Below are 22,087 nucleotides of genomic sequence, written 5' to 3' on the forward strand. Positions count from 1 at the left end.
GGATTTGAGCAAGAATCGAGGTTGCACCCTGCGGCGCTGTAGGGTCATAACCCGCAATTCCTTTTCTTTGCGTCAGACAAAGGGTGGCTGGAGGGTGCTCCTGCCGTCTCGGCGTCATTCGGCTAATCAAGGATCGATCATGTCACTGGGCAAGAAGTGTGCGGCGGAGTTTTTGGGAACGTTCTGGCTCGTCTTTGGCGGCTGCGGCAGCGCCGTCCTCGCAGCCGGAGTTGCCGATGTCGGCATCGGTTGGCTCGGCGTTGCCTTTGCCTTTGGCCTTACCGTGCTGACGATGGCCTACGCGATAGGGCATATCTCCGGGTGCCACCTCAATCCGGCCGTGTCGATCGGCTTATTGTTTGGCGGGCGATTTAGAGCCGCTGAGCTGATTCCCTATGTCATCGCCCAGGTGTTGGGTGCGCTCGCAGCAGCAGGGGTGCTGTATGTGATTGTGAGCGGGCAAACGGGCTTCGAGAGTGTCGGCGGCTTCGCGACGAACGGTTATGCGGAAAGCTCACCGGGGGGCTACTCACTGCTTGCTTGTGGCGTTGCCGAGGCCGTGCTCACGTTCTTCTTCCTGTTCATCATCCTCGGAGCGACCGATAGCCGAGCACCAGCAGGCTTTGCCCCGATCGCGATCGGGCTTGGCCTAACCCTGATCCACTTGGTTGGCATCCCGGTAACAAACCTCTCGGTGAACCCGGCCCGAAGTACTGGCCCTGCACTGATCGCAGGAGGCGCTGCGCTACAGCAGCTCTGGCTGTTCTGGGCTGCCCCGATTGTTGGTGCAGCTCTTGCCGGAGTGGTTTATCCGCTCATTGCCGGGGAAGCGGAGTCGTCTTAGTAGCGAACGCGAGAAAGGGCCCATCTTAACCAGGCCTAGGCTGTCCGAAGCAGTCATGGATTTGTAGCTCGGCAGAGGGGTGACGCTTCGTCACATTCAATTAGCCCGGATAGGGTGAAGAATGCCTTAAGGGGCTTACCTTGCCACAGAAACGCCCCCCAAACCTTAGGAGGGCGGAACCATGACACGCACGCGCTGGAACGCAACCATCGACGCCGCGGCGTTCATTGAAGCGTTGGCGTTGACGTCTACCGGGCTGCTAATCTGGCTACGACTGCCGCCTGGTTCGGGTCGCGGAGCAACGATCTGGTCTCTCGATCGTCATGGTTGGGGCGAGGTGCACTTCTGGATCGCAGTGGCGACCATCGCCACATTGCTGGCGCACCTAGCGATCCACGGGAAGTGGATCGCATGTGTAGTCAACGGGCGGGCCGAGCAGGGCCGCGGCACGCGTAGGCTTATCGCAATGTTAGCGCTATTCGCACTATTGGCGTTCGCCAGCACCCCGATGATGGTCCCTCTTGAAACAGCGGCCCACCAACCACACGAAAGACATTCGTCAGATCAGACGCATTCAGCGGATGGCCCCGTGATCGTTACCAGGCACGCATCATCAATTTACGGGCGAACGACGCTCGCCAAGGCAGCTGCCTTAACGGGAGAGTCGGTCGATGCCTTGGCGGCTAGGCTGGGTCTTCCCACGGGAGTGGATGGCTCGATCCGTCTGGGCCCGCTAGCACATAAATTCTTCATGACCGAGTTGGAGGTACCAGAAGCCACCCGTGATCTGCCGTCTGGGTCACATCCGCTCGACCGTGCGGATACCGAGTAGGGCCAGCCCCTGTTCTAGCGTGCGGGCGGTGAGGTCGCACAGTCGCAGGCGGCTCGCCTTTGTGGCGTCGTCGTCCGCCTTGAGCACGGGGCACTGTTCAAAGAACTCGGCGAAGCGCTGCGCGAGATCGAACAGGTAGGCTGTCAGATAGTTGGGCTTGTACTCGGCCGCGACGCGGGCCAGGGCCTCGGTAAAACGCAGCAGCTCCATCGCCAGCGCGCGCTCGGCGGGGTTCGACAACGCGATCGTCGCATCGTCTCCGCGGAGCGTCTCGGGATCGATTCCCCCCCTGCCGAAGATGCTCTTCACCCGCGCGACGCTGTACTGCATGTAGGCCGCGGTGTTGCCCTGCATGGCAAGCATCTTGTCATAGCTGAAGACGTAGTCGCTCGTGCGGTTGTGCGACAGGTCGGCGTACTTGATGGCTCCGATGCCGATGCGTTCGGCGACGGCTGCCCGTTCGGTGTCGGTCTCTAGGACCGAGCTCTTGGCAGCGAGGGTGCCCGCCCGCTCGACCGCTTCATCGAGCAGGCCCATGAGCCCGACGGCGGATCCGCTGCGGGTTTTGTAGGGCTTGCCGTCTTCGCCGAGCACCGTGCCGAACGAGATATGTTGCAGCTCGAGGTCGTCGTAGCCAATCTGCCGGGCGGTGGCGAAGAGCTGCTCGAAGTGCAGGCTCTGCCGATGGTCCACGACATAGAGCACCGCGTCGGGAGCCCACTCCTCCATGCGGTACTGGATGGTCGCCAGGTCGGTCGTCGCGTAGAGGTAGGCCCCGTCTTTCTTTTGAACGATAAACGGCGCTTCGTAACCCTCAAGGAAAACGCATTGGGCTCCGTCGCTCTCGCGTGCGAGCCCTTTTTTCTGGAGCGCTTCGACGACCCCCGCGAGACGATCGTGGTAGAAGCTCTCGCCCAGCGTGTGGTCGAACGTTACGCGCAGGCGGTCGTAGGTCTGCTGGATTTCCTCCAAGCAGGCTGGCAAAAAACGCTTCCACAGGCCAACGTTTTCAGGGTCGCTGGTGTGCAGCTTGGCGGTTTCCGCCAGGGCCGCGGCACCAATTGCCGGGTGGGCCGCAGCGAGCGACGAAAGGCGAGCGTCTGCCAAGAAGGCCGCGATCTTGGCTTCGAGCTCGGCTTGTTCGCGGCGCAGATCTGCCAGGGTGCCCTCGGCTTGCCGTCGTTTCTTGTCAGCCTGCTTGTCTTGTTTCGGGTCACCCGTGGGCGGAGCCGTTGCCAGTTCCGCAAGGCGTGTCTCCTGCGTGGCGATCTTCTCTGCCAGGGCGGGCCGCTTCTCGGCAAGGTTGGCTTGATGCTCGCCGATCTGGTTGACGAGCTTGTAGAGACGGCTCAGCTCCGCGACCGATGCCGCGGCGAGCGCTTCGGTGTCAACGAAGTGCTTGTATCCGTAGATGATCATCCCGAACTGGGTGCCCCAATCCCCAATGTGATTGTCGGTAATCACCTGATGCCCCAGGAAGCGAAGCACGCGTGACAGGGCGTCGCCGATGACGGTCGAGCGAATGTGGCCCACGTGCATCGGCTTGGCGACGTTGGGGCTCGAATAATCGAGCACATACTTGCGTGGCGCGGAGACCGGGACGATGCCCAATCGCTCGGTGTCTGCCAACGCCGTCACCAGGCGCGCTGCGATCCCATCGTCCTTAAGCCGAAGGTTGATAAAGCCGGGACCGGCGATCTCTGGCGGATCGCACAGGCTCTCCCAGCCGGGTGCCGCGACGAGGCGCTCGACAAGGGTCGTGGCAATCTCGCGGGGCGGCTTGCCCAGCTTTTTGCCCAAGGGCATAGCGCAGTTGGCCTGATAATCGCCAAAGCGCGGATCCTGGCTGGGGAGAATCATTTCCGCCAGCGCAGCGGGCTCGTCGGCGAGTCCTTCTAGGGCAACGACAAAGCGGCGGCGGAGTTCAACGAGGGCATTCATGCTCAGGAAGATGCCCCCTGAAGAGCGATGCCGCAAGGCACGTCGGGAGCCCCCGAGCAACGTGAACCGAGCTTTTCGCTAGTTCACCCGGAGGAACTCTCGCTGGGGATCTCCGTCACGAGGGCGTCGTTCCACAGGTCTTCCAGGGCGTAATAGCCACGCGTCTCGTCGTCGAACAGGTGAACAACCACCGAGCCGTAGTCGAGCAAGATCCAGCGGCTTTCGTCGTAGCCTTCAATGCTGCGGCGCGAGTCGCCCAGCGTGTCTTCCAGGCGATGGTCGATCTCTTCGCTGATCGCGTGCAATTGGCGCCGGCTCTTGCCGGTCACGATCACGAAGTAGTCGAATTCGGGCGTCACCTCGCGCAGATCCAGCACGCGGATCTCCTCGCCACGGTTCTCGCGCGCCACGTCAGCGGCTGCCAAGGCCAACTGCAGGCTGCGTTCGGCCTGCCCGGCCGGCCGCGCTGAGAGCGGCAATTGCGGAGATTCGGTCCGAAAGGGATCGGCCGCGATCGGCGCGGTGGCCGGAACGGTGTCGGAAATCAATTCGGCGCGGGTTTCTGAAGGATCGATACGGATGGCCAACTCCTAGAGCGAGACGCGGTGTGCCAAGGGAGCGGGGGGAGGCAAAGCGATCGGTTGCTCCAGAAGTACTGGCACGCAAGCCCGACCGCGAGGCTGTTTGGCAAGCAGACCCCCGAAGGTTCGTCTGGATGCCCGCCTCGCTATCCCTAGTGTAGTCGAGGAATCCCGCGGGGGCGACGCCGTGGCACGGCTTGCGGCTCGGGCCGCTTGGTGAAGGACCGCGCTGAGCAGCGCGAAGTTCGCAACTTCTTGTCGGCAGGGGGCGCCCGATAGGGGGACTCCGCCTAAGCTATTGCGATTGAAAAACGAGCTCGGCCGCCCCGTTTTCCTCCCTCCCGCGGCCTCTTCCCCCGCCAGTTACGAGAGAATTGATCATGAGCGAAGACGGTTGGATTGAGCACGGCACCAAAGCGCCCGCCTTTACCCTTGCCTCGGACGAGGGGGACAAGATCCGGCTGGCCGACCTGAAGGGGGGGCCCGTCGTGCTGTACTTTTACCCGAAAGACGACACCCCCGGCTGCACGAAAGAAGCCTGCGCGTTCCGCGACGCCAGCGCGGCGTTGGCCAAGGCCGGGGCGAAAGTCTTCGGAGTCAGCCCCGACGACGCCGCCAGCCACGCCAAGTTCCGCGAAAAGTACCACCTGAACTTTCCGCTGCTCATCGACCCGGAGCACAAAGTCGCGGAAAAATACGGGGCCTGGCGCGAAAAAAATATGTACGGCAAGAAGTCGTGGGGGATCCAGCGCTGCACCTATCTGATCGATGCCGATGGCAAAGTGGCGAAGCTGTGGAAGCGAGTCAAAGTTGAGGGCCACGAGACGCAGGTGCTCGAAGCGCTCGCCCAGCTCAGATCGGAATAAACTCTTGACGGATCACCGTAAACCTGGGGTTTGGTCTGGTGATTACCTGCGCTCGAACGCTAAGTTGCGACTAGGCGGCGGCACGGATCGAAGTTCTTATCTCGCCAACCTCCTTATCTGCATTGGTGGTCACGCCGCGCGGGCTCAGCGCTGGCGTCGTTCGCCTGCACGCCTGCGTATGGATTGCGACCAAGCGTTTGCGGCGCTCACCCGCGGCCCCCTGACCGGTCACGCCGTTGAAGACGCCTCGGTGCTCGAGCACCTTGTCGGCTGCGAGTCGTGTTTACGCCTGGCCGAGGCGTTACGTCCGGCTCCCGAGTTGTTTCACGAAGCGCTCCGGAAACCCAGCGCCGAGCCCCTGCCAGCTTTCGCCCCACGCGAGGAAGCGGTCGCGGCGCTGCTGCGTGGTGCCAACGGTGGGACGGGGCGGCTCTCTGCCGGTCCGCTGCGGCTGTATCGGCGTGCCGCCCCACCGGCGCGGCGCACCTGGACGGCGGGTCGGCGGATCCAGGCCACGGCCCCACCGGCACACACCCACGAGGTTCCCACGCTCTTCGAGCGGATCGCTGCGGTGATGATCCTCGCCGCCTCGGCAACGCTTTCCATGGGGGCCCTAGCTTGGGGGGTCGCGTTAGCGCTCCGCTGGTGGAACCTGTAAGCGTGGTGTCCGGTTGTAGCGATCCCCGGGCCAACCGATTTCAAGAACTCGGCCAGCACGACCCACCAACCACCGCAGCACAACCTACCTTTCAGATGGCACCCCGACGCTGATCGCACGCGGTCAACGGGGGCTCCGCCACCGGTTCTTTTCTCTGCTGCCGCTCGGTCCCGCGAGGTCGACTGCCGATGACCTTACTTGCGCTCCCGCTGCGCTCCGCTCGTCCCGACCGTTTGCTCCAAATCCTGAGCGGCGGACAACGCCGCGAGGAACGGCGTCTCGGGCTACGAGAAGACTTTGCCTATCGGCTCCGGGTCGAAGCCGTGGCGGAGGGACGGCGCGACGAGTTGCGCAGCGGGGAGGAAGCGGTTTATGTGACGGGTCGCGACCTAGAACAGACCGGCATCGGTTTCCGCCACGACCAACCGCTGGCGTTTAGTCGCTTGCGGTTGGTCGCGGCGGACGATGGCCTGCTTGCCATGGGGTTGGGAGACCTGCGCATCGAGGTTTTGGTGCGGTGGTGCCGCTTTCGAGGGGCCGCTGGCTACGAAAGCGGCGGAAGAATCTTGCGCTGCTCGATCGATCTGCCGGTCGATCTTCCTGGCACCCTCTCGCGCTGACGAGCACGATCGCGGCTTGGCCGTCGTGCTCGTCAGCGCTGCGCGCTTGGGGAATGCGTGCGCAAGCCGACTCAGCTTGCGTTACCGGGCGGTGTTGTCGCTGACGCCGGTCTTGTCTCTACCGAGGAGTGGCTCGTGTGGTTAGACTAGGGTCAACCTAGCGATCTACGCCGCGACGGCGTTGTTCGACACCCGGTCCGCGTCGCCCCGGCGTACGCTCGGCTCCCTGCAGCCGAGTGACGCTCTTTTCTCAGGCACGCGGAGACCTTGTCCATGAACGGTTTTTCCCCCGCGGAGCTGCCGGCTCCGTCTTCGATTCGCGCCCTGTGCTTGTGCGGGCATGCGGGTGCTGGCAAGACCACCCTTTGTGAGCGACTGCTCTTTCACGCGGGCGAGATAAAGCGCCTGGGCAGCGTCGAACAGGGCAACACGGTCTCTGACTACGCCGAAGAAGAACGGCTCCACGGCCATTCGCTGCAGCCAAGCGTCATGCACTTCGACTACGAGGGGCACCACGTCAATCTGATCGACACGCCCGGCGTCAGCGATTTCATCGGCCACGCGATCGCCTGCTTCCCCGCGGTCGAGTCGGTAGTGCTTGTGATCGACGCCACCAAAGGGATCGAGAGTGAAACCCGGCGGCTGATGCGTGTCGCCACCCAGCGGCGTTTGCCACGGATGATCGTCGTCAACAAGATCGACGTCCCGGATCTTGACCTGGCGGGCCTGACGGATCAGATCCGCGAGGCGTTCGGCGCGGTCTGCTTGCCGATCAACCTGCCGACGTCTGACTGCTCATCGGTGATCGAAGTCTTTGAGCACGACGCTCACGAGCCGACCGCCTTCAGTTCCGCCGAGGCGGCGCACACCCAGATCGTCGAGCAGGTGGTCGAGGTCGATGACACGCTTACCGAGCGTTATCTGGATGGCGGCGAAGGGCGGCTCGACCCGCAAGCGTTGCACGACGCGTTTGAGAAAGCCCTCCGCGAAGGGCAGCTCGTGCCGATTGTTTACGCTTCCGCCAAGAGCGGGGCCGGCATTCAGCATCTGTTGCACGTTACCGCGTCGCTCCTGCCCAGCCCGCTCGAAGGCAACCCGCGTCCGTTTGTCAGCGGTTCGCAGCCGCTCATTGCCCAGTGCGACGCTGACCAGCCCACCCTCGCCCATGTCTTTCGCGTGGCTACCGATCGGCACATCGGCAAGCTGAGCGTTTTTCGCGTGCATCAGGGGGTCGTTCGGGCACGCTCGGAGTTGTACCTCAATGACTCACGCAAACCGATCCGGGTGGGGCACGTGATGCGCCTGCAGGGCAAGGAGCATCGCGAGACCGACGCCATCGGCCCCGGCGAGATCGGCGCGCTCTCTAAACTGGACGAGATCCACTTCGACGCGGTGCTCCACGACGGCGCGACGCCCGAGAATCCGCCGCACATCGTCCCGTTGCCCCTGCCCCGGCCCATGTACGGACTGGCTGTCGAGCTCAAGCGTCACGCCGACGAAACCAAGTTCTCCAACGCCATCCAGAAGCTGCAAGAAGAGGACCCCTGCCTTGTGCTGGAACGCATCGCGGCCACCAAGCAGACCGTGCTGCGCGGCCTGGGTGAGCTGCACCTGCGCGTGGTGATCGAACGGCTTGATGCGCAATACGGCGTGCAACTGATCACCTCACCGCCGATGATCGCTTATCAAGAGACGATCAGCTCCCCGGCCGAGGGGCACTATCGGCACAAGAAGCAGACCGGCGGGGCCGGGCAGTTTGGCGAGGTCTCTTTACGCGTCAGCCCCCTGCCCGAAGACCATCCCAGCGGCTTCGAGTTCGAGAACATGACCGTCGGCGGCTCGATCCCCCGCCAGTTCATGCCCGCCATCGAGAAGGGAATCCGGCAGGTGCTCGACGACGGTGCCGTGGCGGGCTACCCCCTGTCGGGGGTCCGCGTCGAGGTGTTTGACGGCAAGCATCACGAGGTAGACAGCAAAGAGATCGCCTTTATCACGGCCGGCAAGAAGGCCTTCCTCGAAGCGATCCACCACGCGGCGCCGGTGCTGCTGGAGCCGTTCGTGGCCCTCGAGGTGACCGCCCCGCAGCAGTACATGGGAGACATCACGGGCGATATCGCCACGCGCCGTGGCCGGGTGAGCGACTCGCTCATGCAAACCGACGCCTGTGTCATCAAGGCCGTGGTGCCGATGAGCGAGCTGCAGGAGTACTCCACGCGGCTCAAGAGCCTCACGGCCGGCGCGGGCGTGTTTGCCATGGAATACAGCCACAACGAACCGGCCCCGCCAAACGTACAACAGGAAGTCGTGGCGGCGTATAGGGCGAATGGTAAAGCCGAGCCCGCGGGGGTGTGAGCGGGGGTTGCCGCTCCCTAATTAAAAGAGGTCATGCCAACATCTGTGCGAGAGAGGCGGGTTAGAATTACTGCACTAGGTTTCATGCCCCTACGTTTCACGTTTTGGGCATGAAAACCTGCCTCCCCCCCAAAGGGTGTCGGCGTCACGTCGCGGTCACGCTCTGGCACGGCTGCGGAGGGATGCAACTACGAGCAGGCCGCCGCTCATCGCCGCGGACAGATTGGGTGGTGCAATCGACAACGGCACATTCGGCCCCTGGGGATAGAGCATGAGCGAATCGACAGAAGCACCTTGGCGAAGCGACTGGAGTCTCTTCATTGATGAACTTGCTGACTGCCTGCGGGCCAGTGAGGACACCGATGGGCTTGCTCGCCGGTTCGGGAACCAGAGCGTCGAGTGGGAAGGCGTCTTGGATCGCAAGCAGATCGACGAGTTGGCTCCCTCGGTAAATCTAGCATTGCCCGAGAAGCATATTGATTTCGGCGATGGGCGGGTGGCCATGCTCAAGAGCGTTAGCCTGCCTCTTGCCGACTCAGCGATCGCCGGTTGGCAACAGATCGCCGAAGGCACAATGGTCAAGTTCTCAGCTATGGTCGGGGCTGGGGTGTCTCCCTTTCCTCCCGTTGAAGTTACGAATCTCAGGAGCGGGAAGACCATCGTGATGATACGGCTCTCGGAAGGTGCCATCGTACGGATTAACAAGTAACCCACCAACAGCCAAGCAAGTCGAGTGCGAAGCACCTTGACGACGCTGGCACTGCCGCAAGAGGGACATATGGATATGTGGAAGATTCTGTCGTTCACTTCAATCCACAAACAAACCTCGCTGTTGTCTTGGATAAGGCAGGAAACTTTGTAACATGTTTCAAGCTCAAACCAGGAACACCGCAGTTTGACAAGTTCATCAAAGATGGGTTCCTGAAATGAGCCAAAGATTACTCAAGTTCGCCGAAGATTTTCTTCAAAGGAAGACTCCTGTAGAAGATTTTGTAGACGCTTATGCCGATGCTTGGCGAACAGAGAGAGACAACAACGAGATCCTGGAAGATGACCCTATAACAAGCGAGAAGCTTTCAACTTTTTTTTGCTTGGTAGACCTGTACAAACCTGATGAAGACCGAGAAGACTACGAGGTAGATGAGGCCGAGTTGCGCCTAAGGATGCAGCGAGTTTTTGATGGTGAATTGGATGAACCCAACAACCGTTGATTCCGACCGGCCCCGACGCCGGGCAGGTTGGATTGTGGGGTCCCCACGAAAATCCGAGGTCGCTCTCTGCGGATAGGGCTCTACCACCCACAATCCAGCAGGCCGCTCATCCCCGGCTGCTCGAACCCCACCCAGCCCCTTCAAACCAGTCCGCGGTCTGATATCGAAGATCAGGGCGTCAGGACACCCTTGAAGGAGGTTACGATGCCCAGAGGGAAGAAGCATACGGCGGAGGAGATCATCGGGAAGCTCCGCGCAGCGGAGGTGCTGCTCTCGCAAGGGAGCACCCAGGAGCAAGCCGCCCGGTCGATTGGAAGTGCATTAGGCTGTAGCTTGAATGACTCCGTCGTCTTCAACCCCGGAGGCCCCTATGTCACGCGGCAATAAGATCCCGGTGCCGGAAGCGCCCGAGTGGCCGGCGGAGATGTCGCGGAAGAACGCGCGCGTTGGGCCCGCCGCGTGAAACGGACCGATCCGCGTCGGCTGATCTTCCTCGACGAGAGCGGCGTGCGGGTCGGCATGAAGCGGCTCTACGGCCGCAGCGCGAAGGGCTGGCGGGTCGTGGACCGGGCCTCGGGCGGCCACTGGCAGACGCACACGATGACCGCGGCGATCGGCCTGGGCGGCGTCATCACGGCGATGGTGACCAAGAAGGCGATTAACTCGATCACGTTCCTCGGCTTCATCGAAGAGTTCTTGGCCCCGCAGCTCAAGCCGGGCGACCTGGTCGTGATGGACAACCTGGCGGTCCACAAAGTGAAGGGCGTCGAAGAGGCCCTTCAAGTGGTCGGGGCCCGGGCTTGGTTCCTGCCTCCCTACTCGCCCGACTTCAACCCGATCGAGCAGGCGTGGTCCCAAGCGAAGAGCTGGTTACGAAAGAAGTCGCCGCCTACCTTCGACGCCTTGGTGCAAGCGATCGGAGACGCCCTGCGTCGTGTCACTCCAACCCACTGCCAAAACTACTTCGCCAACGCCGGCTACCGCGTTCCTCCAAAGAGCAAAACGCTCTAGACGGCAGGGGACGGGAACGCCGGGTGCCCGGCGTCCTCGGTCGGACAAGCCGGGCAGCGGCCCCCCTCGGATTGCGAGTCGATCGCTTGATGCGTTGCAGCGCTGCTTACTTCACCGCGGCGGCGCCGGCTTCGGCCACGGTGTGGTCGTTCTCCACCGAACTGCCGCTCACGCCGATGGCACCGATCACCTCGCCGGCGGCGTTCTTGATCGGCAGGCCGCCGGGGAACGTGATCAGCCCGCCGTTGCTGTGCTCGATGCCAAACAGCGGGCCCCCCGGCTGCGAGAGCTGACCGATCGCCCCGGTCGGCATGTCGAAGTAGCGGGCCGTGCGGGCCTTGATTTGGCTGATGTCGATCGACCCCTGCCAGGCACCATCCTCGCGCGCGAACGCTGTGAGATTGCCCCCCGCATCGACCACGGCGATATCCATCAGCGTGCCGATCGCTTGCGACTTCTCGATCGCGGCGGCAACGGCGGCTTGGGCTTGTTTGAGCGTGATCCCTACGGCGGACGGCATGGCGGCGGTTCCTAAAGCGTGTGCGATCGGCGAGCAGCAGCAGCGGCTCGCCCGGGAAAAAATAGTCTCTGGCAAAAGTTGATTGACGGCCCCCCCCGCGGTCGATAGTGTACAAATGTATGCACCGCGTCGATTGGCTCTTTCTCGATATGAACGCCTTCTTCGCCTCGGCGGAGCAGCACCTGCGGCCCGAGCTGCGCGGACGGCCCGTGGCGGTCGTGCCGACCATGACCGACCGCACCTGCTGCATCGCCGTCAGCTACGAGGCGCGGCCGTACGGGATCAAGACCGGTACGAACGTGGGCGAGGCGCGCCGCCGGTGCCCCGGCATCGCGCTCATCCGGGGCAACCACGAGGACTATGTCACGCTGCATCACGAGATCGTTCGCGTGGTCAACACGGTGCTGCCCGTCGAGATGGTGTGCTCGATCGATGAGATGGCCTGCCGCCTGGACCCCCGCCAGCGATCGGTGGACGAGGCGGTGCGGGTGGCCGAGCGGGTCAAGCGCGCGATTGCCGAGGAGATCGGCCCGGCGCTGCGGTGCTCGGTCGGGCTCGCGACCAACCGCTTTTTGGCGAAGGTTGCCAGCAACTTGCAGAAGCCCAACGGCCTGAGTGTCATCGTGCGCGAGGAGTTGCCCCAGCGGCTGTACGGTTTGGCGCTGGATGATTTCCCGGGGATCGGTTCGCGGATGCTGCGCCGGCTGCAGAACCGCGGCGTGCGCACCACGCGGCAGCTGACCGCCCTGTCGCGCGTGGACCTGCGTGAGGTGTGGGGGAGCGTCATCGGAGAGCACTGGTGGCACGCGTTGCGGGGCGACGAGGTGGCCCCGACGCCCACCACGCGGCGCAGCCTGGGCCACTCGCACGTGCTGCCCCCCGCCCTGCGGACCGACGACGGAGCGAAGGGGGTGCTCGTTCGGCTCACGCACAAGGCCGCGGCCCGGTTGCGCAAGATCGGCTACGTTGCCGGGCGGTTTGAGGTAGGGGTTGGTTACGCGGGCGAAGACGGCTGGCGAGCGCGGAGCAATCTGAGCCGCGTGAACGACACGCCCACGCTGCTCAAGGCGCTCGAGACCCTCTGGCGCGAACGGCCCCTGGAGGGTGTTCCCTTCCGCGTGGGGGTGACGCTCACGCGGCTGAGCCTTGCTCACCGCGAAGCGCTGCCGCTGTTTGCCGAGGATCGTCAAGCGCACAGCGCTGCACGCACCATGGACGCGGTCAACGCCAAGTTTGGCGTCAACTCGATCTACCTGGCTTCGATGCACGAAGCGCGAACCACCGCCCCCATGCGGATCGCCTTCATGCACATCCCCGATCTCGACCCGGCGACCGAACTCACGCCGTTAGCCCCTGAGTCATGGGATCGGAGCCCCAAGAAAGGGGCGTAGACCAACCGCGAGCTTACGCGATCGGGGGCCGCTCGCGGACCACCACGGCCGGATTGCCCGCGGCGATGGTGGCCGGCGGCACGTCGCGGTTGGCGACGCTCCCCGCCGAGAGGATCGCGTTGGTGCCCACCCGCACGCCACCCAGCAGGATCGCTTTCGCCCCCAGCCAAGCGCCGTTCTCGATCACGATCAAGCGCGTGATGAGGTCAAAGCTGCGCCGGCGGTGATCGTGGCTGCCCGTGCAGAAGTAAGTCCCCTGCGAGACGCACACGTTTTGGCCGATCGTTACGTCGGCCAGGTTATCGATCCACACGTCTTGGCCGATCCAGCAATGGTCACCGATTGTCAGCCGCCAGGGATACTTGATCCGCACGTGCGGCTTGATCACCACGCCCTGGCCGATCTTGGCACCGAAGCAGCGGAGCACCGTTGGCTTGAGCCGCGTGAGCAGAAACCACCCTGACTCGAGCAACGCGAGACTGGTGAACCACCAGAGCAGTCGCACGATCGGGCCGCGGCCGGGTTGGTAGCCGCCGCTGGTGTAGCTTGCCAGATCGACCCCTGCCACGCCGCCGTGCGCCGGAGCATCTGCGGGAGCAAGCGGGTCGGGGGGTGAAACGTGGGGCATCGAACGAAAACGGGGTTCGGGGGGACAGGGGGCCTGAAAGGATAGCTCACGGCCCCAGCGGACGAAGGTATTGCCCGGCGGGGTAACGACCGCTTCGACCAGCCAATCGGCCTGCCATATTGGCTGCCGGTTGAGCTTAAAGTCGGCTTGGACGGCGGCGGCTTGCGAGGCGCTGCGGGGTTAGACGCGGCTATTTGCGTAAAAAATCCATCGGTTCGTACCGGGACAGGCCGGCAGCAGGGACCCTGCACGCGGCGCTGGCACACCACTTGCGTTTCAGCTGGTGTGGAAAGGGTGCGCTGCCGCTTTTGGCAGGCCCTGCCGCTCCGCGTGATGCATGACAGGCCATCGGGCCTGATGACTTTTTAGACCACTGAGCCCCCGGCTCACCCGTCAATCCTGCTTGGAGGATCTACAACCGTGTCAAAGCAGATGGTGTTTGAAGACGACGCCCGCAAGGCGCTCGCGGCCGGCGTCGAAAAACTTGCCCGCGCTGTGAAGAGCACGCTGGGCCCCCGCGGCCGCAACGCGGTGCTCGACAAGGGCTGGGGCTCACCCAAGGTGACCAAGGACGGCGTGACCGTCGCTGAAGACATCGACCTGGATGACCCCTACGAAAACCTGGGGGCCCAACTGGTCAAGGAAGCCGCCAGCAAGACGAACGACGTCGCGGGCGATGGCACGACGACCGCCACGGTGCTCGCCGAAGGCATCTTCCGCGAGGGCCTGAAGATGCTGGCCGCCGGTGCCGATCCGATGGCGCTCAGCCGGGGCATCCAAAAGGCAGTAGAAGCGGTTGGTCAAGCGGTGCTCAAGCAGGCCGACCCCATTGAAGTCAAGGACAAGAAAAGCCTGCAGCACATCGCCACGATCGCGGGCAATAACGATCCGTCAATCGGTTCGGTGCTGGCCGACGCCTTTGCCAAGGTTGGGAAAGACGGCGTGATCACGGTTGAAGAAGGCCGTGGCAGCGAGACCACGGTGGAAGTGGTCGAGGGCATGCAGTTCGATCGCGGCTATCTCTCGCCGCACTTCGTCACGAACGAAGACGATATGGAAGCGGTCCTCGAGAACGCTCATATCTTGGTCTTTGAGGAGAAGATCTCCAGCGCCAAGCTGCTCGTGCCGCTGCTGGAAGCCATCAGCAAGGCGGGCAAGCCGCTGCTGATCATCGCCGAAGACGTTGATGGTGAGGCGCTCGCAACGCTGGTGGTCAACAAACTGCGGGGTATCGTCCAGGTTTGTGCGGTCAAGGCACCCGGCTACGGCGATCGTCGCAAGGCGATGCTCGGCGATATCGCGACGCTCACCAGCGGCTCGGCAATCTTCAAGGACCTGGGCATCAAGCTCGACGGCGTGCAGCTGAGCGACCTGGGCCGTGCGAAGAAGGTCATCGTTGCCTCGGGCAACACGACGATTGTCGGCGGTGCCGGCTCGAAGGACGCCATCCAAGGACGTGCGGACCAGATCCGCGCCGAGATTGACTCAACCGATTCAGACTACGATCGCGAGAAGCTCCAAGAGCGCCTCGCGAAAATCGCGGGCGGTGTTGCTCAGATCAAGGTTGGTGCTTCGACCGAGTCGGAGATGAAAGAGCGTAAAGACCTCTTCGACGACGCCCGTGCTGCGACGCACGCGGCACTGGAGGAAGGGGTGGTTGCCGGCGGCGGTGTCGCACTGCTGCGAGCCGAGAAGGCAGTCGACAAGCTCACGCTGGAAGGCGATGAGAAGCTCGGTGCCGAGATCATCAAGCGTGTTCTCTCGTACCCGCTTGCCGCGATCGCCGAAAACGCCGGCGTGGATGGCGATGTGGTCGTTAGCCGTGTCCGCCAGATGAAGGGCAAGACCGAGGGCTACAACGCGGACAAAGACGAGTACGTCGATCTCGTCGCGGCCGGCGTTATCGATCCGGCTAAGGTGGTTCGCACCTCGCTGTTGAATGCCGCGAGTGTCGCGGCCCTGTTGCTGACGACCGACTCGTTGATCACGGACGCTCCCAAGGATGAAGAGGCAGCGGGGGGACATGACCACGATCACGGGATGGGTGGCATGGGCGGCGGCATGGGTGGTATGGGCGGCATGGGTGGCATGGGTGGCATGCCCGGCATGATGTAGCCCGCCACGCGGTGTCGCACACGGTGATCTTCTGACAACAACCAACGCTTCTCAGGAAGCGATCAATCAAAAGTATCAAGGAAAAAAACATGGCCAAAGGCATCAAGCTGCGTCCGCTGGACGATCGTGTTGTGGTTTCCCCCCTCGCCGCCGAAGAGATGACCGCCGGTGGCATCGTGCTGCCCGACGCCGCACGCGAGAAGCCCCAGCGTGGCAAAGTGGTTGCGGTTGGCATCGGCAAGCTTCTCGACAGCGGCGCTCGTGGTGAGCTGTCGGTTGCGATTGGCGACGAAGTGATCTACGGCAAATACGGCGGGTCAGAGGTTGAGGTCGATGGCGAGGAGTACAAGATCCTCCGCGAGAGCGACATCCTGGCGAAGGTCACCGGCTGAAGCCGCTGACGACGCAACGCCCGCCTTTAAAGCCCACTAAGGCCGTCCGATAATCGGCCTGCACATTCAAGGAAATAAACCCGTGGCCAAACAACTGATGTTCGATGACGCGGCTCGGGCCAAGGTGCTCGCCGGCGTCAACAAGCTTGCCGACGCGGTGGCCGTTACGATGGGCCCCACCGGCCGTAACGTGATCATTAACAAGTCGTTCGGCGGTCCGACCGTCACCAAGGACGGCGTGACGGTCTCGAAGGAAATCGAGCTGCAAGACCCGTTCGAGAACATGGGCGCAAAGCTCGTGCACGAGGTCGCCGACAAGACGAGCAAGTTTGCCGGAGACGGTACGACGACCGCCACGGTGCTCGCGCGGGCAATCCTCAAGGAAGGGGCCCGCAATATCGTTGCCGGCAGCAACCCGACCGCGATCCGTCGGGGCATCGACAAGGCGGCCGCCGCGGTGTGCGAGTTCCTTGACGCCTCTTCCAAGAAGGTCAGCAGCAAAGAAGAGATTGCCCAGGTTGGCTCGATCAGCGCTAACAATGACCGGGTGATCGGCGACCTGCTTGCCGACGCCATGGAGAAGGTCGGCAAGGACGGCGTCATCACGGTCGAAGAGGGCAAGACCACCGAAACGACGCTCGAGTTCGTCGAGGGCATGCAGTTCGACAAGGGCTATCTGTCACCCTACTTCATCAACGATCAGGGGACGATGGAGGCCGTTCTTGAGGACGCCTATCTGCTGATCCACGAGAAGAAGATCGGCAACCTGCGTGAACTCCTGCCGGTGCTGGAAGCGGTCAGCCAGAAGGGCAAGCCGCTGATGATTATCGCCGAAGATGTCGAGGGCGAAGCCCTGGCGGCCCTGGTGGTTAACAAGCTCCGCGGGGTGCTGAACGTGGCGGCGGTCAAAGCCCCGGGCTTCGGCGATCGTCGCAAGGCGATGCTGGGCGATATCGCCACGCTCACCGGTGGCACGCTCATCAGCGAGGACCTGGGCGTGAAGCTGGAGAGCGTAACGCTCGAGCACCTTGGCCGGGCCAAGCGGATCGCCGCCAGCAAGGACACCACAACCATCGTCAAGGGTGCCGGTTCTTCGGCCGACGTCCAAAAGCGGATCGAGCAGATCCGCAAGACGATCGAGTCCTCGACGAGCGACTACGACAAAGAGAAGCTCCAAGAGCGTCTTGCGAAGCTCACCGGCGGAGTCGCGATTGTTTCGGTTGGCGCTTCGAGCGAAGCCGAGATGAAGCAGAAGAAAGCGCGTGTCGAGGACGCCTTGCACGCCACGCGGGCGGCAGTCGAGGAAGGCATCCTTCCGGGCGGCGGTGTCGCACTGCTCCGCAGCCGCGAGGCGGTCGAGAAGGCCCGCTCAGCGGCCAAGGGCGATGAGCGGATCGGCGTGGATATCGTCTTGGGTGTGCTCGCAGCACCGCTCAAGCAGATCGTCGATAACGCCGGCTTGCACGGCAGCGTGATCGCGGACGAAGTGAGCCAGAAGGGTAAGAACATCGGTTACGACGCCAACGCTGGCGAGTACACCGATATGTTCAAGGCGGGCATCATCGATCCGGCCAAGGTCGTTAAGACCGCGATCACCAACGCCGCCAGCATCGCCGGCCTATTGCTTACGACCGAGACGCTGGTCACGAACTTTGACGCCGGTGATCAAGACAAGAAGGCGATCGTTGGCAGCATCCGCTAACGAGCGTCTCGATCTTTGACCCTTCACCGGGCCACCGCCGCAGGGCGTGTGGCCCGGTTTGCTAAACACAGTCGGCGCGAACACCGAGCGACGGTATGGCCACGCAGCGTGACTACTACGAGGTGCTAGGCGTCTCACGAGACGCCTCGGGCGACACGATCGCCACGGCGTATCGCAAGCTGGCGATCAAGTACCATCCGGATAAGAACCCCGGCAACGATGAGGCGATCGCTAGCTTCAAAGAAGCCGCTCAGGCCTTCGAGGTGCTGAACGATTCGGAGAAACGCTCGCGCTACGATCGTTTTGGCCATGCCGGAGTCAACGGCGCGGCCAGCGGTGGTGGGTTCTCTGACGTTGAGGATATCTTCTCCGCGTTTGGAGACGTGTTTGGCGATCTGTTCGGTGGCGGTGGTGGCGGCCGACGTGGACGGCGCCGCGGACGCGACGTGCGGTGCGACGTATCGCTAACGCTGCACGAGGCGGCCACCGGCGTCACCAAAACGGTTGAGTTCCAGCGCCACGAGCGGTGCGCGACCTGCGACGGCGGCGGTGCCGCGCCGGGCAGCTCGAAAGAAACGTGCGGCTACTGCGGTGGTGCGGGCCGGGTGATCCAGTCCGCCGGGATCGTGCGGATGCAGACCACGTGCCCCGCCTGCCAGGGGGCCGGCCAGACAATTAGCAAGCCGTGCAACGATTGCCGGGGCACGGGGCAGCGGCTTCGCGCGGTGGAGACGGAAGTCAACATCCCCGCGGGCGTGGACGATGGCACCCGGGTGCGAATCACGGGGCAGGGCGAGCCAAGCCCCAACGGTGGCCCTCCCGGCGACTGCTATTGCTTTATCTCGGTCGCGGCCCACCCGCTGTTTGATCGCGAGGGGCAGCACCTCATCGTGCGGATGCCGATCACCTACAGCCAAGCCGCGCTGGGTTGCGAACTTGAAACGCCCACGCTCGACGGGCGGGCCACCGTCACGCTCAAAGCCGGTACGCAATCGGGCGACGTCTTTCGCTTACGGGGCCTTGGTATCGCCGATCCCCACGGTCGCGGCATGGGCGATCTGCTTGTGCAGGTGACCATTGAGGTGCCCAAGAAGCTCTCGCCGGACGAAGAGCGTCTGCTACGTGAGCTGGCAGAGCTCGAACACAAGCACGTGGCACCTGAGCGTAAGAGCTTCTTCACGAAGCTTAAGGATTACTTCACGGCCCATGAAAACGGCGCTGCGAACGACGAATCGGATGCGGACGAAGTGCCCGAGGCTCCGCGTCAGGCCAAGAACAAAGCCAAGCGATAGCCAACTGAAATTAAGAGGAGCCGAACACCGCAATGAATGACTCATCTCATGCCGATGACAAAGAAACGCTGATCGATGCGCTCGCGCCCGATGACGAGTTGCCCGGCGAAGTAGCAGCCGGTAAGGACTCGGGATCCAACCCGAGCGGCGGCGCCGCCGACAACCAGCCGACGATCGAGGAGCAGCTTGCCGCCGAGAAGGATCGTTCGTTGCGCCTGCAAGCCGAGCTGCAGAATGTGCTCAACCGATCGAGCCGCGAAGTGGCCGACCAGCGGAAGTACGGGGCCTTGTCTCTGCTGCGCGATCTGCTGCCGGCGATCGATACGATCGATCGGGCGCTCGAGGCAGCGAGCAAGACGCAGGAGGGCTTAGCAGAAGCTGAGGGGGCGGCCGCCGACGGAGTGATCGAAGGGTTTCGGCTGGTTGCGCAACAGTTGTTGAATGTACTCAAGCAACACGCGTGTGAGCCGGTGGAACCACTCGGCGAGCCGTTCAACCCGAACCTGCACGAAGCAATCTTGCAGCAGCCCTCAGCAGAGCACGAGGCGGGAACGGTCATGCATGTGGCCCAGGTGGGATACCGCCTGCACGATCGTGTGGTTCGCCCGGCCCAGGTGATCGTATCCTCGGGGGCCCCCGGGTAAGCTTTCGGTAGATTGCCTTGCGTTTTGCTTCCTCTCCCCCCAATTCCCGTACTCCCCCCGTCCCGTACTCCCCCCGCTAGCCCCCCCGATGCCCACTTACGACTACGAGTGCGACGCGTGCGGACACGAGTTCGAACTCTTTCAGCAGATCTCGGAAGCGGTAAAGAAGAAGTGCCCCAGCTGTGGCAAGTTGAAGCTGCGCCGGCTCTTTGGCACGGGCGCGGCAGTGGTATTCAAGGGGTCCGGCTTTTACGAAACCGACTACCGCAGCGACTCCTACAAGAAGGCTGCCGAGAAGGACAAGAAATCGACCGAGAAGAAATCAGATTCCAAGAGCGAGGGATCTAAGGGGGAAGCAAAGTCTTCCAAGAACGAGAGCAAGCCCGCCAAGCCGACGAGCAAGGACTAGTGTTTCTCTGTGCGGTTATCAACGCTTATGCAGTGCCCCACCTGTAAAAAAGAATTTGAGCCCGCCGCGAGCGAGGCGAAGCCGTTCTGCAGCGAACGCTGCCGGACGATCGACCTGGGGCGTTGGCTCGACGAAGGGCAGGGCTTGCCCCATCTTCCTGATCCGGACGATTATCACGACGGCTCGCTCAACTAGCCCTGTCGCTGGCTCTCCCCCGAACGGACCGATCCGCTGTTGACCTCCTTCACCAGTCCCACCGACTCCACGGCAAGCGGTCGGCATGACGAACCGCCGACCTTGCGGCAGATCGATTGGCTGGCGGTGGCACCGTGGCTGTTGATCGCCCGTGCTCCCGCTGCGTTGATCGGGTGGCCGCTGGTGTTTGCGGGACTGGGGGCGGTGCTGCTGGACCAAGGGATTCTAGAAGCCACCCGATTAGGTGCTGAGGGGGCAGATCCGCTTGCGTCGGCCGTCAGGCACCTTGCCAGCTGGCCGCAGGCTTATGTGGAGCTTGTCACGACAGGAACGCTGTTTTCGAGCACGCTGGCGGTCTTCGCAACGATCGGGCGAGCCCTCGGGTGGCTTGTGGTCGGGCTTCTCGTAGTCGAGACCGTTGGCAACAAGCTGACAGGAACGACTCCGCCGGGGGTGATCCGGATTGCCCGTAATGCCTTGGGCCTCATGCCCTCGTTGGCTGCCGCCGTGGCAATGCCAAGCATCGCGGCCTTGCTGCTTGCCGGAGGCTTGCGGAGCGTGGCTTGGCTTTCGGACGGACAGCTTCCCGCTTTGGTCTGGGCCGTGTTGGCGGTGGGGGTTGGCTTTCCGCTGCTGTTGTTGGCAGGCGGGGCCTTGTTGCTTTCGCCGCTTATCGTGGCGGCGATCGTCATCGATCGGTCCGACGCGTTCGACGCGATTAGTCGCGCTTATGCCTACACCTTGCAACGTCCGTTTACGCTGGCGTGGTGCCTGGCCTTTGCCGTGGTTATCGGGATCGCGGGCGGGGCGCTCCTGGAAGGGTTCATCGCGGGCGTTACGACATCTCTCGGGGCACTCGATCTGTCGGCTCCAACAGGGCCCGTGTCGATTGTTTCAGCCCTCAGCCGCTTTGCGCGCGGTTACTACCCCGCCTACTTTTTCGCTGCCGGGGCCGCGATCTATCTGGTGATGCGGCATCGGGTTGATGGCCAAGCCATCGACGAGAACGCCACCAACACGGCACCCGACAGTCAGACGGCGTAGTCTCGCAAGAGCTGCTCGGCCTGCTTGTGCCACTGCCCGCGTGAGATGACACGATCGCAGCCCGCGGACTCCGCGGCGGCCAAACGCTGCTCTTGCACATGGGGGCCGAATGCGATGATCTGGGCTGCGGGTGCCGCACTACGGAGCCAGACCACCAGAGCGGCCACGTCGGCGATCGGGGCCGTAAGATCGATCACGATCAGACCTATTTGCCGGGCCTCGGCCGCGCTAGTGAGCGTTTTCTCGATCGCCGTGGGCCCAACGGTGCGTAGCTCGGTGCCGGCACGTTGTGCGGCTCCCGACGCGGCAGAAACCGACATTAGGTCAGTCGCGATGAGCAGGGCAGACATAGGTTCTTATTCGACTCTTCGTTCGTTGTCGAGGAATTCCGACTTGCACGCCGTAGGCGGGTGACTACACCGCACCCGGACCCTCCAACCCGTCGCTGATCTGGATCACCTGCTCCATGGGCAGGACAAACGCTTTGCCATCGCCGATGTGACCTTCCTTGCTGGTGCGGGCGTGCTCTTCTAGGCACGCCAGCACGGGGTCGACGAAGTCGTCGTTGACCGCGATCTGGAGCTCGATCTTGCGCAGAAGCTGCGTCTGATACTCGTGCCCGCGATAGGTTTCGATGTGGCCGCGTTGGCGGGCGAATCCCATCGCGTCGGCAATCGTCATCCGCGTTACGCCGATCGCCGCCAGCGCACGCTGGGCAGCTTCGAGCTTGGTGGGTTGGATAACCGCGACGATGAGCTTCACGACGTTTGGTCACGACCGGAGGAGGACGGCTTAATCAGGTCGCGTTAGCGTAGCTTCAGCCGCCGCTCACGGGTATC

At 63.1% G+C, this 22,087-nt stretch carries 24 protein-coding genes; 18 read left to right on the top strand and 6 right to left on the bottom strand.

The features are described from left to right. The first annotated feature begins 139 nt into the window (after nt 1–139). Both aqpZ and Pla111_RS06895 read left to right on the top strand, forming a co-directional pair. Nucleotides 140–844 carry an aquaporin Z gene (gene aqpZ / locus Pla111_RS06890; protein ID WP_146572644.1) on the top strand — a complete coding sequence of 235 codons (705 nt, stop codon included), beginning with the start codon at nt 140–142 and terminating at the stop codon, nt 842–844. A 181-nt stretch (nt 845–1,025) separates the two neighbouring features. Then, nucleotides 1,026–1,676, top strand: coding sequence for a DUF4405 domain-containing protein (locus Pla111_RS06895; RefSeq protein ID WP_146572646.1), 651 nt, complete (start codon nt 1,026–1,028; stop codon nt 1,674–1,676). Here Pla111_RS06895 and argS read toward each other — a convergent pair. Together argS and rsfS are read right to left on the bottom strand one after the other, a co-directional pair. After that, the gene (gene argS / locus Pla111_RS06900; RefSeq protein WP_146572647.1) at nt 1,644–3,617 is read right to left on the bottom strand and encodes an arginine--tRNA ligase; all 1,974 of its coding nucleotides are present in this window, start codon (nt 3,615–3,617) and stop codon (nt 1,644–1,646) included. The two genes, Pla111_RS06895 and argS, sit on opposite strands and share 33 nt — an antisense overlap. An 83-nt stretch (nt 3,618–3,700) precedes the next feature. After that, nucleotides 3,701–4,204 (bottom strand): ribosome silencing factor, encoded by a 504-nt coding sequence (gene rsfS / locus Pla111_RS06905; RefSeq protein WP_315851483.1) that lies wholly within the window; start codon nt 4,202–4,204, stop codon nt 3,701–3,703. A gap of 374 nt (nt 4,205–4,578) precedes the next feature. Between rsfS and bcp the strand changes: the two genes are divergently transcribed. From bcp to Pla111_RS06945, 7 genes are all read left to right on the top strand, one after another. Continuing rightward, nucleotides 4,579–5,064: a thioredoxin-dependent thiol peroxidase gene (gene bcp / locus Pla111_RS06910; RefSeq protein ID WP_146572649.1), complete on the top strand. Its 486-nt coding sequence runs from the start codon at nt 4,579–4,581 to the stop codon at nt 5,062–5,064. Between the two features lie 178 nt (nt 5,065–5,242). After that, nucleotides 5,243–5,722 carry a hypothetical protein gene (locus tag Pla111_RS06915; protein WP_146572651.1) on the top strand — a complete coding sequence of 160 codons (480 nt, stop codon included), beginning with the start codon at nt 5,243–5,245 and terminating at the stop codon, nt 5,720–5,722. A 188-nt stretch (nt 5,723–5,910) separates the two neighbouring features. Continuing rightward, entirely contained in the window at nt 5,911–6,342 is a 432-nt protein-coding gene (locus tag Pla111_RS06920) for a hypothetical protein (protein ID WP_146572653.1), read from the top strand. Nucleotides 6,343–6,615: 273 nt separating this feature from the next. After that, nucleotides 6,616–8,694, top strand: a complete 2,079-nt coding sequence (gene fusA, locus Pla111_RS06925; protein WP_146572655.1) for an elongation factor G — start codon at nt 6,616–6,618, stop codon at nt 8,692–8,694. Nucleotides 8,695–8,965: 271 nt separating this feature from the next. Further along, a complete protein-coding gene (locus Pla111_RS06930; protein WP_146572657.1) occupies nt 8,966–9,403 on the top strand; it encodes a hypothetical protein in 438 nt (145 codons plus the stop codon). 217 nt (nt 9,404–9,620) lie between these two features. Next, entirely contained in the window at nt 9,621–9,905 is a 285-nt protein-coding gene (locus tag Pla111_RS06940; protein WP_146572659.1) for a colicin immunity domain-containing protein, read from the top strand. Nucleotides 9,906–10,316: 411 nt separating this feature from the next. Then, a complete protein-coding gene (locus tag Pla111_RS06945) occupies nt 10,317–10,916 on the top strand; it encodes an IS630 family transposase (RefSeq protein WP_146572661.1) in 600 nt (199 codons plus the stop codon). A 106-nt stretch (nt 10,917–11,022) separates the two neighbouring features. Here the strand turns inward: Pla111_RS06945 and Pla111_RS06950 are convergent, their stop codons facing one another. Continuing rightward, the gene (locus Pla111_RS06950; protein WP_146572663.1) at nt 11,023–11,436 is read right to left on the bottom strand and encodes a GlcG/HbpS family heme-binding protein; all 414 of its coding nucleotides are present in this window, start codon (nt 11,434–11,436) and stop codon (nt 11,023–11,025) included. A gap of 119 nt (nt 11,437–11,555) precedes the next feature. Here Pla111_RS06950 and Pla111_RS06955 point away from each other — a divergent pair, with 119 nt between their 5' ends. Next, a complete protein-coding gene (locus tag Pla111_RS06955) occupies nt 11,556–12,827 on the top strand; it encodes a Y-family DNA polymerase (protein ID WP_146572665.1) in 1,272 nt (423 codons plus the stop codon). Nucleotides 12,828–12,840: 13 nt separating this feature from the next. Here the strand turns inward: Pla111_RS06955 and Pla111_RS06960 are convergent, their stop codons facing one another. Next, on the bottom strand, nt 12,841–13,455 hold the full coding sequence (locus Pla111_RS06960) for a WcaF family extracellular polysaccharide biosynthesis acetyltransferase (RefSeq protein ID WP_146572667.1): 615 nt from the start codon (nt 13,453–13,455) through the stop codon (nt 12,841–12,843). 420 nt (nt 13,456–13,875) lie between these two features. Between Pla111_RS06960 and groL (Pla111_RS06965) the strand changes: the two genes are divergently transcribed. The 8 genes from groL (Pla111_RS06965) (at nt 13,876) to Pla111_RS07000 (ending at nt 21,248) form a co-directional block, all read left to right on the top strand. Further along, entirely contained in the window at nt 13,876–15,570 is a 1,695-nt protein-coding gene (gene groL, locus Pla111_RS06965; RefSeq protein WP_197524824.1) for a chaperonin GroEL, read from the top strand. Nucleotides 15,571–15,659: 89 nt separating this feature from the next. Continuing rightward, the gene (groES, locus tag Pla111_RS06970; protein WP_146572668.1) at nt 15,660–15,962 is read left to right on the top strand and encodes a co-chaperone GroES; all 303 of its coding nucleotides are present in this window, start codon (nt 15,660–15,662) and stop codon (nt 15,960–15,962) included. 82 nt (nt 15,963–16,044) lie between these two features. Continuing rightward, entirely contained in the window at nt 16,045–17,664 is a 1,620-nt protein-coding gene (groL, locus tag Pla111_RS06975) for a chaperonin GroEL (RefSeq protein ID WP_146572670.1), read from the top strand. A gap of 95 nt (nt 17,665–17,759) precedes the next feature. Beyond that, the gene (gene dnaJ / locus Pla111_RS06980; RefSeq protein WP_146572672.1) at nt 17,760–18,956 is read left to right on the top strand and encodes a molecular chaperone DnaJ; all 1,197 of its coding nucleotides are present in this window, start codon (nt 17,760–17,762) and stop codon (nt 18,954–18,956) included. Nucleotides 18,957–18,988: 32 nt separating this feature from the next. Continuing rightward, a complete protein-coding gene (locus Pla111_RS06985; protein ID WP_146572674.1) occupies nt 18,989–19,600 on the top strand; it encodes a nucleotide exchange factor GrpE in 612 nt (203 codons plus the stop codon). 88 nt (nt 19,601–19,688) lie between these two features. Further along, entirely contained in the window at nt 19,689–20,009 is a 321-nt protein-coding gene (locus Pla111_RS06990) for an FmdB family zinc ribbon protein (RefSeq protein WP_146572676.1), read from the top strand. A 27-nt stretch (nt 20,010–20,036) separates the two neighbouring features. Further along, complete coding sequence (locus Pla111_RS06995; RefSeq protein WP_146572854.1) at nt 20,037–20,204, top strand: DNA gyrase inhibitor YacG; 168 nt, start codon at nt 20,037–20,039, stop codon at nt 20,202–20,204. Between the two features lie 39 nt (nt 20,205–20,243). Further along, nucleotides 20,244–21,248: a hypothetical protein gene (locus Pla111_RS07000; RefSeq protein WP_146572678.1), complete on the top strand. Its 1,005-nt coding sequence runs from the start codon at nt 20,244–20,246 to the stop codon at nt 21,246–21,248. Here the strand turns inward: Pla111_RS07000 and Pla111_RS07005 are convergent. Further along, a complete protein-coding gene (locus tag Pla111_RS07005) occupies nt 21,236–21,598 on the bottom strand; it encodes a response regulator (protein ID WP_146572680.1) in 363 nt (120 codons plus the stop codon). The genes Pla111_RS07000 and Pla111_RS07005 overlap by 13 nt on opposite strands. Before the next feature lie 64 nt (nt 21,599–21,662). Beyond that, nucleotides 21,663–22,010 carry a P-II family nitrogen regulator gene (locus Pla111_RS07010; RefSeq protein ID WP_146572682.1) on the bottom strand — a complete coding sequence of 116 codons (348 nt, stop codon included), beginning with the start codon at nt 22,008–22,010 and terminating at the stop codon, nt 21,663–21,665. Nucleotides 22,011–22,087: the final 77 nt, after the last annotated feature.

The organism is Botrimarina hoheduenensis, from assembly GCF_007859815.1.
GTDB lineage: Bacteria > Planctomycetota > Planctomycetia > Pirellulales > Lacipirellulaceae > Botrimarina > Botrimarina hoheduenensis.